Raw genomic sequence first — 13,660 nt, 5'->3', positions numbered from 1 at the left:
CTGGCTGAAGTGGCGTCCCCCGATGCTCTGGCGTTTGCGCAGGATCTGGCGGCCTTTTCTTCATCGCGGCTGTGATTGTACTCTGTTGCTCAACCGAAGGTATAGAAATATTTACGGGCGCATGAGGCGGACCGTCGCGGCGGGCCGCCCGACTGTAATGCCTATTTCCCCTCGACCTGCTCCGCCCAGCTCTTTGCGCCGCTCTCGCCATTGAGGAATGGCAAGGCCGTTTCGAAGAGCTTCGGCGAGACGAAGATGTCGTAATGGGTGAGATCGGGCAGGATCGCCAGCCGGTTCTTCGACATGTTCTCGCGCATCCAGCCGGCATCCTTCAGGCCACCGCCAAGCTTGTGATAGAAAGCGACCACGTGCTCCAGCCGGAACATATCGCTGTCGCCATAAATGAGCATAACCGGCATGGTGAGCTTGGCCACGGCTGCGGATCCGTCGTAGTCGCGCCGCATCAGATCCCCCATCGCGTCGAGCAGTTTCGGGAATTCCGATACGTCCGGCGCAACCGCGGCGTAAGACTTGTACATCGGCGTTTCCTTCATCATCTCAGCCGCGCCGGCGCCGACCTGGGCCTGCGCTGCGATCATTTCCGGATAGAAGCCATCCTTGGCGTAAGGTGTCGAAACGAGCACCAGCCGCCGCACGCTCTCGGGCGCCTGCGCTGCCATCTGCAGAGCGACGCCGCCGCCCATCGAATAGCCGAGCACATCGACCTGTTCGTAGCCTAACTCCTTGACGAGGGCGCTCATGTCCGCGCCCATCGCCACGAGATCGATCGGGCGATCTCCGAGGGGCGTGCGGCCGTGGCCCTGGAGATCGACGCCGATCACTTGGCGGGTCTCGGCAAGTTTCGCGAGATTCGGTCCGAACATTTCGATGATCCCGAGACCACCGTGAAGAAGCAGCACCGGTTCGCCCTCGCCATAGACCTGGTAATAGTAGTTGATGCCGTTGATGGTGACGTGTCCGCTCTTCGTCGGCGCCGGCGTTGCCGCCTGCTCCATTATCACCTCCTCGGCAGCGCTCATCGCGGGCGTGCAAAATGCGCCTATCGCCGCGACGATCAGAGTGATCAGGGTTGTCTTCGGCATGTCTCATCCTCCGATTGGGGGTCGCCAAGGCGACGGGTCATGCCTCAAGGACGACCTGGCGGATAACCTGCCGACAGCGCAGCGGAATTTTTTGCGATGCGCCGTTCAACTCGCTGCAAACGTTAAGATTTGCATAAAATCCGCTGGCCCGATTTCACCGCCTCGCAAGCGAAATCTGGCACAGAAGAAGGATTGTTGAGGTTCGAAAAGGCGCACGGGCGCCGATGAGGCGGAATATCTTGACCCAGTTGTCTCCATCTCCGCGACGACGGCGGCATACGCGGCGGAAGCCGTCAAGCCGTCCGCCCGCGTGCGTGGCGATGGCCCGACCGACGAGGCGATCCCGCTGCTTTCGGTGCGCAGGCAGGAACAGCCCGCGCCAGCGCCGATTGCGAAGGTCAAGGGCGCCCTGCCGCTAGGGCTGATGCTGATCAGCGCCGATGGCCGCCCGCCGCAAGAGACGCAGGCCGAAGCGCTGCGCCGCTATCTCGAATACATGCAGGACGATGAACGCGGCGAGAAGCAGGAAAGCCGGCAGGAGGAAACCGCCGGCGATGAGAAGGAAGGCGATGACGAGATCGCCACGATCCTTGATCAGTTCATCCAGGGATCGTGACGGACGATCTTTGAGCATTTTGCAGTCAGGTGGAATCAGCTGACGTCGCACAAATGCCGCAAAAACAAGCAGATAGAGCTGCTGCGCGAACGCACGTGAGTGCATCTCGCGCTAGTTGTGCTCGTGGCCACCAACAGCTGCGCCGACTGGCAGCACATAATCGACCTTGCCGGTCTTTTCGAAGGTGAGCGTCACGGGCACGGTGTCGCCCTCCGCAAAGGGCTTCTTCACCTCCATGAACATCAAATGCAGGCCGCCGCTCTTGAGCTCGACCGTCGCGCCTGCCGGGATCGCGACGCCGTCCTCGAGCCTGCGCATTTTCATGACGTCGTTTTCCATCTTCATTTCATGCATCTCGACGCGTCCTGCTGCCGGGCTTTCGACGGCCAGAAGTCGATCGTCGGCGCTGCCGGTGTTTTTGACGACAAGGCCGCCACCGCCGACCTTCGCGCCGGGCAGCATCGACTTGACGGCACCGCCGGAAATTTCGAGGTCGCCGACTTCGACCGGAGCGCCGGCCGTCTGGTGGCTGTCATGCTCATCGTGTCCCTGTGTGCTGCTTGCGAGCGTCACGGTCGGTGCCGGGCTCTTGAGAGCATGGGTGCTCTGGCCCGCGGCTGCCATCTGCGCCATGCTTGCGGCGACAAGTGTCAGGCTGGCGGCAAGCAGGGTGAGTTTTGTCTTCGTCATGTCGTAATCTCCGAACCACGCGGGCCTCTGGCCCTCTGTGGTGAGCACCGCATTTGCGGCAGAATGAAAAATGATATGCGTCAGGAAAAGGTTACGACAGATGTTGGCGGACCACGTGACGGCGGTAGCAGCCGCAATGGGGTAAGAGCCGCTTCGGTCTTGATGACCGCTGCCTTGGCAAGCCAGTTGCCGTTTTCTGCGGGAGTGCTTTCCTGGGGTGGCGCCGGCAGCAGCACCGATCCGGCCAGGCGACAGGCTTCACACACGGGGGCGATGTTCGGCGCTTTGCCCTGCTGCCCGGCATCATGATTGACACCGTCCGTGCCGAAGCAGATATCCGCGAACGTACCGTCGGGCAGCAGGTAGTCGGCAGCCGCCGCTGGGCCCAGTGTCTTCGAGACAGCCGGCTTGTGGGCGAAAGACAGGAAAACGAGCGCAAAGGCGGCGAGCATCCGCACCGCAACCCGCCATTTGTCCACGCGCCTTGCCATGGTTCCCTCTTGGTCAGCCAATTCGTTATCCCTAGCCGACTAGAATTGCAAAGGCCGAATTGCCGCACGTAGCGAGCAGTGGTGATGAAGCCTCCGCGACAAAAATATGTTCGGTCGCGACATAGGCTCTTGCCAAGTTCTGGGCTTCGCCGTTATCTGGAGACGATCTCGTTGGGAGAAACCGGTTCAATCCGGTGCCGAAGGAGCAACCGCCCCGGAAACTCTCAGGCCAAAGGACCAGCAAGATACCGGTAGGACTCTGGAGAGAAGCGTTCGCGCTCGCCGAAGGGATAACAATCTCAGGCAAAGGGACAGAGGGGGCTCAAATTTCTCGGCGTTTGACGCCGGTAGTGTGAGCCGGCGCAGGATGCGCCAGACCTGGAGGCCGGATTTGGAAGATATTTCCCATTTGAAGCACACGCCGCTTAACGCGTTGCACCTTTCGCTCGGTGCGCGCATGGTGCCCTTTGCCGGCTACGACATGCCGGTGCAATACCCGGAAGGCGTGCTCAAGGAACACCTGCACACCCGGGCCGCGGCGGGCCTCTTCGACGTGTCGCACATGGGCCAGATCATCGTTCGGCCGAGGTCTGGTCGTATCGAGGACGCGGCTCTGGCGCTCGAAAAGCTGGTGCCGGTAGACGTTCTCGGCCTAGCGGAGGGCCGCCAGCGCTACGGCCTTTTTACCAATGATGAAGGCGGTATCCTCGATGACCTGATGATCACCAATCTCGGCGATCATCTCTTCCTTGTTGTCAATGCCGCCTGCAAGGACGCGGATTTCGAGCACCTGAAGAAGGGCCTCGGCGATACTTGCGAGGTCACGATGCTCGACGACCGTGCGCTGGTTGCGCTGCAGGGGCCGCGCGCAGAAGCAGTGCTCTGCGAACTCTGGGCAGACGTAGCCTCCATGCGTTTCATGGATGTGGCCGAAGCCGACCTCCACGACGTGGCCTGCATCATTTCCCGCTCCGGCTATACCGGCGAAGATGGTTTTGAGATTTCCATTCCAGTCACGTCGGCGGTCGATGTTACCCAGCGCCTGCTCGAACATCCGGACGTCATGCCGATCGGTCTCGGCGCGCGCGATTCGCTTCGCCTTGAGGCGGGTCTTTGTCTTTATGGCAACGACATCGACACCGGCACGACCCCGGTCGAGGCCGCGCTCGAATGGGCGATCCAGAAGAGCCGCCGTTCGGGCGGCGTTCGCGCCGGCGGCTTCCCGGGTGCCGAGCGCATCCTCGCCGAATTCGCCAATGGCGCCAAGCGCCGCCGTGTCGGTTTAAAACCGGAAGGCCGCGCGCCGGTTCGTGGCGGTGCGAACGTTTTTGCGGACGCCGAAGGCAAGATAGCCGTGGGCGCCGTTACCTCCGGCGGCTTCGGCCCGAGCGTCGATGGGCCGGTTGCCGTGGGCTATGTCGACGCCGCCCAAGCCGGTAACGGCACGAAGCTTTACGCAGAGGTGCGGGGCAAATATCTGCCGCTCACCGTCACCGCCCTGCCCTTTGTGAAACAAACCTACAAACGCTGATCAGGAGAGAGCGCCCATGCTGAAATTCACCGAGGAACACGAGTGGCTGAAGATCGAAGGTGACGTCGCGACCGTCGGCATCACCGAGCACGCAGCCGGACAGCTCGGCGATCTCGTCTTCGTGGAACTGCCGGAAGCCGGTGCCTCCTTCGCCAGGGGCGATTCGGCCGCTACCGTCGAATCCGTGAAGGCAGCCTCCGACGTCTATTGTCCGCTCGACGGGGAGATCGTCGAGGTCAACCAGGCGATCGTCGACGATCCGTCGCTCGTCAACAGCGATCCGCAGGGAGCCGCGTGGTTCTTTAAGCTGAAGCTCGCCGATCCGAGCGCCGCCAATGCCCTTCTCGACGAAGCGGCCTATAAGGAGCTCGTCGCCTGATGAGCATGCCCAAGGACTTCACTTTTACGGATTACAAGCCATACGACTTCGCCAATCGGCGCCACATCGGCCCGTCGCCCGCGGAAATGGAGGAGATGCTGAAGGTCGTCGGCTATCCGAGCCTTGACGCCCTCATCGACGATACGGTTCCGCCCGCGATCCGCCAGAAGACACCGCTCGTCTGGGGCACGGCGATGACCGAGCGCGAGGCGCTCGACAAGCTGCGCGAAACGGCGAACCGCAACCAGAAACTTGTCTCGCTGATCGGCCAGGGGTACTACGGCACGATCACGCCGCCGGTCATCCAGCGCAACATTCTGGAAAATCCCGCCTGGTACACGGCATATACGCCCTATCAGCCCGAAATCAGCCAAGGCCGGCTCGAGGCGCTGCTCAATTACCAGACCATGGTCTGCGACCTGACCGGCCTCGATGTCGCCAATGCTTCGCTGCTCGACGAGGCAACGGCGGCTGCGGAAGCCATGGCCATGGCAGAGCGGGTTGCGAAATCCAAGGCGAAGACCTTCTTCGTCGACGAGAATTGCCACCCCCAGACGATCGCGCTCCTGAAAACCCGTGCCGCGCCGCTCGGGTGGCAGGTCGTCGTCGGCGATCCCTTCGCGGATCTCGATGCCGCCAATGTCTTCGGCGCGATCTTCCAGTATCCGGGCACCTATGGCCATGTTCGCGATTTCACGACGCTGATCGCCACGCTGCATGAGCAGGGTGCGATCGCCGCCGTCGCGGCCGACCCGCTGGCGCTGGCGCTGCTGAAGTCGCCAGGTGAGATGGGCGCCGATATCGCCATCGGCTCGACGCAGCGCTTCGGCGTCCCAGTCGGCTATGGCGGTCCGCACGCGGCCTATATGGCGGTGAAGGATGCCTACAAGCGCTCGATGCCGGGCCGGCTTGTCGGCGTTTCGGTCGATTCGCGCGGCAATCGCGCCTACCGTCTGTCGCTGCAGACGCGCGAACAGCACATTCGCCGCGAAAAGGCGACGTCCAACATCTGCACGGCGCAGGTGCTGCTTGCTGTGATGGCGTCGATGTATGCCGTTTTCCACGGCCCGCAGGGCATCAAGGCGATTGCGCAAAGCGTTCACCAGAAGACGGTGCGTCTCGCCATGGGGCTGGAAAAGCTTGGCTACACGGTTGAGCCGAATGTCTTCTTCGATACGATCACGGTCGAGGTCGGCAAGCTGCAGGGCATTATCCTGAAGACGGCGGTGGCCGAGGAAGTGAACCTTCGCAAGATCGGCAACACGAAAATCGGCATCAGCCTTGACGAGCGTTCGCGGCCGGTGACGCTCGAAGCTGTCTGGCGCGCCTTCGGCGGCGATTTCAAGGTGGAAGATTTCGAGCCGGGCTATCGCCTGCCGCAGCCGCTGCTGCGCACCAGCGAATACCTGACCCACCCGATCTTCCACATGAACCGCGCCGAAAGCGAGATGACGCGCTACATCCGCCGTCTCGCGGACCGCGACCTCGCGCTCGACCGGGCGATGATCCCGCTCGGCTCCTGCACGATGAAGCTCAACGCAACGGCGGAAATGTTGCCGATCAGCTGGCCGGAGTTTTCCGAAATTCATCCTTTCGCTCCGGCGGACCAGGCGCTCGGCTATCGCCACATGATCGAGGACCTGTCGCAAAAACTTTGCGCGGTCACCGGATATGACGCGATTTCGATGCAGCCTAACTCGGGTGCGCAAGGTGAATACGCCGGACTATTGACGATTCGCGCCTATCACATCGCCAACGGCAACGGCCATCGCGACGTCTGCCTCATTCCGACCTCGGCGCACGGCACCAACCCGGCCTCTGCACAGATGGCTGGTATGAAGGTGGTGGTCGTCAAGGTCAGCGACATCGGCGAAATCGACATGGACGATTTCCGTGCTAAAGCCGAGCAATATGCCGACAATCTCTCCTGCTGCATGATCACGTACCCGTCCACGCATGGCGTGTTCGAGGAAAACGTGCGGGAAGTCTGCGAAATCGTCCACAAGCACGGCGGCCAGGTCTATCTGGATGGCGCCAACATGAATGCCATGGTCGGCCTTGCCCGGCCGGGCGACATCGGCTCCGACGTCAGCCACCTGAACCTGCACAAGACTTTCTGCATTCCGCATGGTGGCGGCGGCCCGGGCATGGGGCCGATCGGCGTGAAGGCGCATCTTGCTCCCTTCCTTCCGGGCCATCCGGAAACGGATGGCCATGAGGGCGCGGTGTCCGCGGCTCCCTTCGGTTCGGCTTCGATCCTGCCGATTTCCTGGAGCTACTGCCTGATGATGGGTGGCGAGGGCCTGACCCAGGCAACCAAGGTGGCGATCCTCAACGCCAACTATATCGCCGCGCGGCTGAAGGGTGCCTACGACGTGCTCTATAAGTCGGCTAAGGGCCGTGTCGCGCATGAATGCATCATCGACACGCGTCCGCTCGCCGACAGCGCAGGCGTAACCGTCGACGATGTCGCCAAGCGTCTGATCGACTGCGGCTTCCATGCGCCGACCATGAGTTGGCCGGTTGCCGGCACGCTGATGATCGAGCCGACCGAGTCGGAAACCAAGGCCGAACTCGACCGCTTCTGCGATGCGATGCTGGCTATCCGCGAGGAGGCCCGGGCCATCGAGGAGGGCCGGATGGACAAGGTCAACAATCCGCTGAAGAACGCGCCGCATACGGTGGAAGACCTCGTTGGCGACTGGGACCGGCCCTATTCGCGCGAGCAGGCCTGCTTCCCGCCGGGCGCCTTCCGGGTCGACAAATATTGGTCGCCGGTCAACCGTGTCGACAATGTGTACGGCGACCGTAACCTTGTCTGCACCTGCCCGCCAATCGAAAGCTACGCGGAAGCGGCGGAATGATGTGAGGCGGCGGGGCGTGCCTCGTGCACGCCCGCCGACACATCAAACGACAATGCGATGAAACGAAAAAGCCCGTCTGAAACCGGGCTTTTTTAAATTCATTGCATTTGCAAAACGTCAGTTCGCGCGAACGACCGCCTCGCCGCTGGCGGCCAGTGCAGCAAGGTCGGCCGGCTTGAGTTCGACGGACTCGCCGCAGCCGCAGGCCGACGTCTGGTTGGGATTGTTAAAGGTGAAGCCGGAGCGGAGCGGCGTCACTTCGAAATCCATCTGAGTGCCAAGCAGGTAAAGGACGGCTTCGGGCGCGACCCAGACCTTTGCATCGAGATGTTCGATGAGATCGTCCTTGGCGTTGGGTTCGGTCACGAGATCGACGGCATATTCCATGCCGGCGCAACCGCCCTTCTTGATGCTGAGGCGAATGCCCTTGGCATCGCCTCCCGCATGCTCGACGATCGCCCGCACGCGGCCGGCGGCCGCATCGGTCAGGCTCATTACGGCAAAGCCCATCGACTTTATCTCCTTCACGTCACCGGGGTAAAGGCCCGGCGCTTTCCAGAATCTAATGTAATGCCCGTATCTTAACGGATCAATATGGCTCAGTACCAGCCGAGCGCGACTTGTGCTTCTTCCGACATGCGATCCGGCGTCCACGGAGGATCGAAGGTCATCGTCACCTCGACGCCAGAAACACCCTCGACGGCGCCGACGGCGTTCTCGACCCAGCCCGGCATTTCACCCGCAACGGGGCAGCCAGGAGCGGTCAGCGTCATCTCGATCTTCACCATCCGGTCGTCTTCGATGTCGATCTTGTAAATAAGACCGAGTTCGAAGATATCGGCCGGGATTTCCGGATCATAGACTGTCTTGAGCGCCCCGATGATGTCGTCGCTAAGGCGCGCCAATTCCTCGGCCGGGATGGCCGAGTGAACGATGCCTTCGCGGACATCGATCTTTTCTTGCGTTGCGTCCAGACTCATGTCCGTCTCCCTGAGCAGGCTCCGCGAAAGTGTGCCACACCTTTACGGCAAGAACCTGCGGCAATCCATGTTTTGAACAGACGCTTTGCAGCGTGCGTTCACGCGAAAAACTTCCGAGCGTGGTCCAGCGCATCCGCGAGCGCATCGACTTCGGCCCGGGTATTGTAGAGGCCGAAGGACGCACGGCATGTGGAGGTGACGCCGAACCGTTTCAAGAGCGGCTGCGCGCAATGTGTTCCGGCCCTGACGGCAACGCCGGCGCGGTCGATCACCATCGAAACGTCGTGGGCATGGACCCCGGCAATCTCGAAGGAAAAGATGCTGCCCTTGCCAGGCGCGTCGCCGAAGACCCGCAGCGAATTGATCGATGACAGCCGCTCTCGCGCGTAAGCCGTGAGATCTGCCTCATGGGCGCGTATCGCTTCCCGGCCGACCTTTTCCATATAATCGAGCGCATAGCCGAGGCCGATTGCCTGCACGATCGGCGGCGTGCCGGCCTCGAAGCGGTGCGGCGGGTCGTTGTACGTGACGCGGTCCTCGGTCACCTCCTCGATCATCTCGCCGCCCCCCATGAAAGGACGCATCTCCTTCAGGCGATCCATCTTGCCGTAGAGCACGCCGATACCAGACGGGCCGTAAAGCTTATGGCCGGTCATCACGTACCAGTCGCAATCGATGTCCTGAACATCGACCGGCATATGCACCGCACCTTGGCTGCCGTCGACCAGCACCGGAATGCCGCGCTCGCGTGCGATGCGGCAGATTTCCTTCACCGGTACGACCGTGCCGAGCGCGTTCGACATGTGCGTGATGGCAATGAGCCTTGTCCGTTCCGTCAGGCATTTGACGAAATCTTCGATGTGAAACGCGCCGTCGTCGTCGACGGGCGCCCACACGAGCTTCGCACCCTGGCGCTCACGGATGAAATGCCAGGGAACGATGTTGGAGTGGTGCTCCATGATCGAGAGCACGATCTCGTCGCCCTCCCCGAGCTTCGGCATGCCGTAGCCGTGGGCGACCGCATTGATCGCTTCGGTCGAGGACTTGGTGAAGATGATATTGTCGGCCGATGGCGCGTTCAGAAAGCGGCGAACCTTCTCGCGCGCCGCCTCATAGGCTTCCGTTGCGGCGTTCGACAGGAAATGCAGGCCGCGATGGACGTTGGCGTATTCATTGGCATAGGCATGGGCCACGGCATCGATAACGAGCTGCGGCTTCTGTGCCGATGCGCCATTGTCGAGATAGACAAGCGGCTTGCCGTAGACCGTCCGCGAAAGGATCGGGAAATCCTTTCTGATGGCTTCGACGTCATAGGCCGGCACCGGCACGATATGTTCCATATCCTTCGTCCAATCAGGCGTGTTTTTCCAGCCAGGCCGAGATTATGCCTTCCAGCGCCTCGACCAGTTCCTCGTCGTCTTCAAGCTCTTCGACGATCTCGGCGACGAAGGCGTTGACGAGCATCGCGCGCGCTTTCTTCTCCGGGATGCCCCGAGCGAGCATGTAGAAGAGCTGTGTGTGGTCGATGTCGGCGACCGTCGCACCGTGACCGCACTGCACGTCATCTGCAAAGATTTCGAGCTCCGGCTTTGAAGACATGTCGGCATCGTCGGACAAGAGCAGCGTATTGCAGGCCATCTTCGCGTCCGTCTTCTGCGCGTCCTTGGCGACCAGGATCTTGCCCTGGAATACGCCCTTCGCCCGGTCGAAAACGACGTTGCGGATGATCTCGCTCGACGTGGTGTGCGGCACGTCATGGGTGAGCGTGAAGGTCACGTCCGTGTGGCTGTCGCCGCCGAGCAGGTTGATGCCGCGCAGCGTCAGATCGGCGCCCTCGCCGCTCGCCTTGCCGTGGATTTCCTGGCGCACCAGCTTGCCGCCGGCATTGATGACGAAGAGGTGCAGCTTCGCGTTCTTGCCGAGGTCGAAGCGGATCTGGCCGAGATGCGTATCGTCCGCGCCCTGCTGCTGGACGATGATCCAGATCACGTCGGCACCCTCGGCGAGCGTGACGTCGCTCACCGACGAAACGAAGCTTGGCTCCGCGTTTGTCGACAGATGCCGTTCGATCACCGTAGCCTTGGAGCCGGCGCCGAAGGCCACGGGAAAGCGCGTGTGCGTCTGGCCGTGGCTCTGGACGACCTGAATCTCGAGTGGCGCTTCAAGTTCGGCCCCTTCCGCAATCTCGATTTCGAGACCGCCGCGAACCAGCCCACCATTGATCCGGCCGATTGCATCATCCGAGCCGAGCACGGCAAGGCCGGCAACAGCCGAACCGTCAATCAGGCTGTCGGTATAGGAGCGCGCCGTCACACCCTCGGGAAGGCCCTTGAGGTCTGCCTGGCCGCTGCGAACCGGAAGAACGGACGAACCCGGAACGACGGCATCGACCCTGTCGGCAAAGGCTGACGGATCGGCGGCAGGTACCGTGCGTAGCAAGGTGCGCAGGTCCGTATAGTGCCATGACTCGATGCGACGTGTCGGCAGCCCCGCCGTCCTCAGTTCGTGGACGAGCGTGTCGCGGAGCGACAGCACCGCTCCGTCGCCGGGCAGATCACCGATCTGCGCGGTATAGGCATCGACCAGCGCGGTTTCGGCAGCCGTCATCTTGATGGCCTGTTGCATATTCATTCGAACACTCCTTCAACAGGCGTCAGGCTGCCGCCTCGATGAGATCCGCATAGCCTTTGGCTTCGAGTTCATGCGCCAGCGTCTTGTCGCCCGACTTGATGACCTGACCCTTGTAGAGGACGTGGACGGTATCCGGCACGATGTAGTCGAGCAGGCGCTGGTAGTGCGTGATCACGACAACGGCGCGATCCGGCGAACGCAACGCATTGACGCCGTCGGCGACGACTTTCAGCGCATCGATGTCGAGGCCCGAGTCGGTCTCGTCGAGAACGCAAAGCTTCGGCTGAAGCAGCGCCATCTGCAGGATTTCCGCGCGCTTCTTCTCGCCGCCGGAAAAACCGACGTTCAGCGGACGGCGCAGCATTTCCGGCGCGATCTTGAGGTCACCGGCCGCTTCCTTGACGAGGCGCATGAATTCCGGTGTCGTCAGTTCCTCTTCGCCCCGATATTTGCGCTGTTCATTCATCGCCACCTTCAGGAACTGCATGGTAGCAACGCCGGGAATCTCGACCGGATACTGGAAGGCGAGGAAGATGCCCTTCGCCGCACGCTCGGAAGCGTCGAGCTCCAGAATGCTCTCGCCGTTATAGAGAATGTCGCCTTCAGTCACTTCATAGTCTTCGCGACCGGAAAGCACATAGGATAGCGTCGACTTGCCGGAGCCGTTCGGTCCCATGATGGCGGCGACTTCGCCCGCCTTCACGGTCAGGTTCAGGCCGCGGATGATCTCCGTGCCGTCTTCGGCAATGCGGGCGTGCAGATTCTTGATTTCAAGCATTTTCAATCGTCCTCTTGGGAAGCGAATAGTCTTTGCGCGCAAGTCCCGCGCGCTTTTCGATAATCAGGTCGAGGTGTTAGCCCACGCTGCCTTCCAGCGAGATGCCAATCAGCTTCTGCGCCTCGACGGCGAATTCCATCGGCAGCTCCTGAATGACTTCCTTGACGAAGCCATTGACGATCAGCGCGATCGCCGCCTCTTCCGGAATGCCGCGCTGCAGGCAGTAGAACAGCTGGTCCTCGGAAATCTTGGACGTCGTCGCCTCGTGCTCGAACTGCGCCGTCGAGTTCTTCGCCTCGATATAGGGCACCGTATGGGCACCGCACTTGTCGCCGATCAAGAGCGAGTCGCACTGGGTGAAGTTGCGGGCGTTCTCCGCCTTGCGGTGGGCTGAAACCTGACCGCGATAGGTGTTGTCCGAAACGCCGGCGGCGATGCCCTTGGAGATGATGCGGCTCGACGTGTTCTTGCCGAGATGGATCATCTTGGTGCCGGAGTCGACCTGCTGGTGACCGTTGGAGACGGCGATCGAGTAGAACTCGCCGCGCGAGCCATCGCCGCGCAGGATGCAGGACGGATATTTCCAGGTGATCGCCGAACCGGTTTCCACCTGCGTCCAGGAAATCTTCGAATTTTTGCCGCGGCAATCGCCGCGCTTGGTGACGAAGTTGTAGACTCCGCCCTTGCCATGCTTGTCGCCCGGATACCAGTTCTGCACCGTCGAATACTTGATCTCGGCGTCATCGAGCGCGATCAGCTCGACGACCGCCGCATGAAGCTGGTTCTCGTCGCGCTGCGGTGCGGTGCAGCCCTCGAGATAGGACACATAGGCGCCCTCGTCGGCGATGATCAGCGTGCGCTCGAACTGGCCGGTGTTCCGCTCGTTGATGCGGAAATAGGTCGAAAGCTCCATCGGGCACCGCACGCCCTTGGGTACGTAGACGAAGGAACCATCGGTGAAGACGGCAGAGTTCAGCGTTGCATAGAAATTATCCGACTGCGGCACAACCGTGCCGAGATATTTCCGCACCAGGTCCGGATGCTCCCGCATCGCTTCCGAGATCGACATGAAGATCACGCCGGCCTTCTTCAGCTCTTCCTTGAAGGTCGTGACGACCGAGACGGAATCGAACACCGCGTCGACGGCGATCTTCGACTTCTGAACGCCAGCAAGGATTTCCTGTTCCTTGAGCGGGATACCGAGCTTCTCGTAGACCGCGAGCAGTTCCGGATCGACCTCATCGAGCGACCTCGGCCCCGACATGCTCTTCGGCGCAGCGTAGTAGTGGATGTCGCTGAAGTCGATCTTCGGGTAGCGGACACGCGCCCAGCTCGGCTCGTCCATGGTCAGCCAGCGGCGATAGGCGTTAAGACGCCACTCCAGCATCCACTCCGGTTCGTTCTTCTTGGCCGAAATGAAACGAATGATATCCTCGGAAAGGCCTTTCGGCGCCTTTTCCATCTCGATATGCGTTTCGAAGCCGTATTTATACTGGTCCACGTCGATCTTGCGGACCTGATCAATGGTTTCCTGCACGGCAGGCATGTCGTTCTCCAATCTTGCCGGATCCAAGGTCCGGCAGCTTGTCAACACGAT

Annotated in this window: 12 protein-coding genes, 1 pseudogene and 1 riboswitch; of the genes and pseudogenes, 4 read left to right on the top strand and 9 right to left on the bottom strand. The window is 61.4% G+C overall.

Annotation, left to right across the window (positions count from 1 at the left end; all coding sequences use genetic code 11):
- Positions 1–161 precede the first annotated feature (161 nt).
- Positions 162–1,103, bottom strand: a complete 942-nt coding sequence (locus GHK62_RS20635; protein ID WP_153440976.1) for an alpha/beta fold hydrolase — start codon at positions 1,101–1,103, stop codon at positions 162–164.
- Between the two features lie 256 nt (positions 1,104–1,359).
- On the opposite strand from GHK62_RS20635, the gene GHK62_RS20630 reads away from it, so the two are divergent.
- Entirely contained in the window at positions 1,360–1,719 is a 360-nt protein-coding gene (locus tag GHK62_RS20630) for a hypothetical protein (protein WP_184108764.1), read from the top strand.
- Between the two features lie 111 nt (positions 1,720–1,830).
- Here GHK62_RS20630 and GHK62_RS20625 read toward each other — a convergent pair.
- Both GHK62_RS20625 and GHK62_RS20620 read right to left on the bottom strand, forming a co-directional pair.
- A pseudogene (locus tag GHK62_RS20625) lies at positions 1,831–2,346 on the bottom strand (copper chaperone PCu(A)C); the annotation flags it as partial.
- Between the two features lie 143 nt (positions 2,347–2,489).
- Positions 2,490–2,900: a hypothetical protein gene (locus tag GHK62_RS20620; RefSeq protein WP_153440974.1), complete on the bottom strand. Its 411-nt coding sequence runs from the start codon at positions 2,898–2,900 to the stop codon at positions 2,490–2,492.
- Between the two features lie 162 nt (positions 2,901–3,062).
- Positions 3,063–3,150, top strand: a riboswitch (glycine riboswitch).
- A 141-nt stretch (positions 3,151–3,291) separates the two neighbouring features.
- On the opposite strand from GHK62_RS20620, the gene gcvT reads away from it, so the two are divergent.
- From gcvT to gcvP, 3 genes are read left to right on the top strand one after another with little or no spacing between them, the layout of a single operon-like run.
- Positions 3,292–4,431 (top strand): glycine cleavage system aminomethyltransferase GcvT, encoded by a 1,140-nt coding sequence (gcvT, locus tag GHK62_RS20615; RefSeq protein ID WP_153440973.1) that lies wholly within the window; start codon positions 3,292–3,294, stop codon positions 4,429–4,431.
- 16 nt (positions 4,432–4,447) lie between these two features.
- The gene (gene gcvH / locus GHK62_RS20610; RefSeq protein ID WP_153440972.1) at positions 4,448–4,810 is read left to right on the top strand and encodes a glycine cleavage system protein GcvH; all 363 of its coding nucleotides are present in this window, start codon (positions 4,448–4,450) and stop codon (positions 4,808–4,810) included.
- Complete coding sequence (gene gcvP / locus GHK62_RS20605) at positions 4,810–7,674, top strand: aminomethyl-transferring glycine dehydrogenase (protein ID WP_153440971.1); 2,865 nt, start codon at positions 4,810–4,812, stop codon at positions 7,672–7,674. The genes gcvH and gcvP overlap by 1 nt, the downstream gene beginning before the upstream one ends.
- A 117-nt stretch (positions 7,675–7,791) precedes the next feature.
- Here the strand turns inward: gcvP and sufA are convergent, their stop codons facing one another.
- From sufA to sufB, 6 genes are all read right to left on the bottom strand, one after another.
- Positions 7,792–8,184, bottom strand: coding sequence for a Fe-S cluster assembly scaffold SufA (gene sufA, locus GHK62_RS20600; protein ID WP_153440970.1), 393 nt, complete (start codon positions 8,182–8,184; stop codon positions 7,792–7,794).
- Positions 8,185–8,273: 89 nt separating this feature from the next.
- Complete coding sequence (locus tag GHK62_RS20595; RefSeq protein ID WP_153440969.1) at positions 8,274–8,654, bottom strand: SUF system Fe-S cluster assembly protein; 381 nt, start codon at positions 8,652–8,654, stop codon at positions 8,274–8,276.
- A 98-nt stretch (positions 8,655–8,752) separates the two neighbouring features.
- Positions 8,753–9,994, bottom strand: coding sequence for a cysteine desulfurase (locus GHK62_RS20590; protein ID WP_153440968.1), 1,242 nt, complete (start codon positions 9,992–9,994; stop codon positions 8,753–8,755).
- 13 nt (positions 9,995–10,007) lie between these two features.
- On the bottom strand, positions 10,008–11,285 hold the full coding sequence (sufD, locus tag GHK62_RS20585; protein WP_153440967.1) for a Fe-S cluster assembly protein SufD: 1,278 nt from the start codon (positions 11,283–11,285) through the stop codon (positions 10,008–10,010).
- Positions 11,286–11,307: 22 nt separating this feature from the next.
- Positions 11,308–12,063 (bottom strand): Fe-S cluster assembly ATPase SufC, encoded by a 756-nt coding sequence (gene sufC / locus GHK62_RS20580; RefSeq protein ID WP_153440966.1) that lies wholly within the window; start codon positions 12,061–12,063, stop codon positions 11,308–11,310.
- 76 nt (positions 12,064–12,139) lie between these two features.
- The gene (sufB, locus tag GHK62_RS20575; protein WP_153440965.1) at positions 12,140–13,609 is read right to left on the bottom strand and encodes a Fe-S cluster assembly protein SufB; all 1,470 of its coding nucleotides are present in this window, start codon (positions 13,607–13,609) and stop codon (positions 12,140–12,142) included.
- Positions 13,610–13,660: the final 51 nt, after the last annotated feature.

This window comes from Sinorhizobium terangae (assembly GCF_009601505.1).
GTDB lineage: Bacteria > Pseudomonadota > Alphaproteobacteria > Rhizobiales > Rhizobiaceae > Sinorhizobium > Sinorhizobium terangae.
This window is presented reverse-complemented; position numbering and strand designations above follow the sequence as displayed.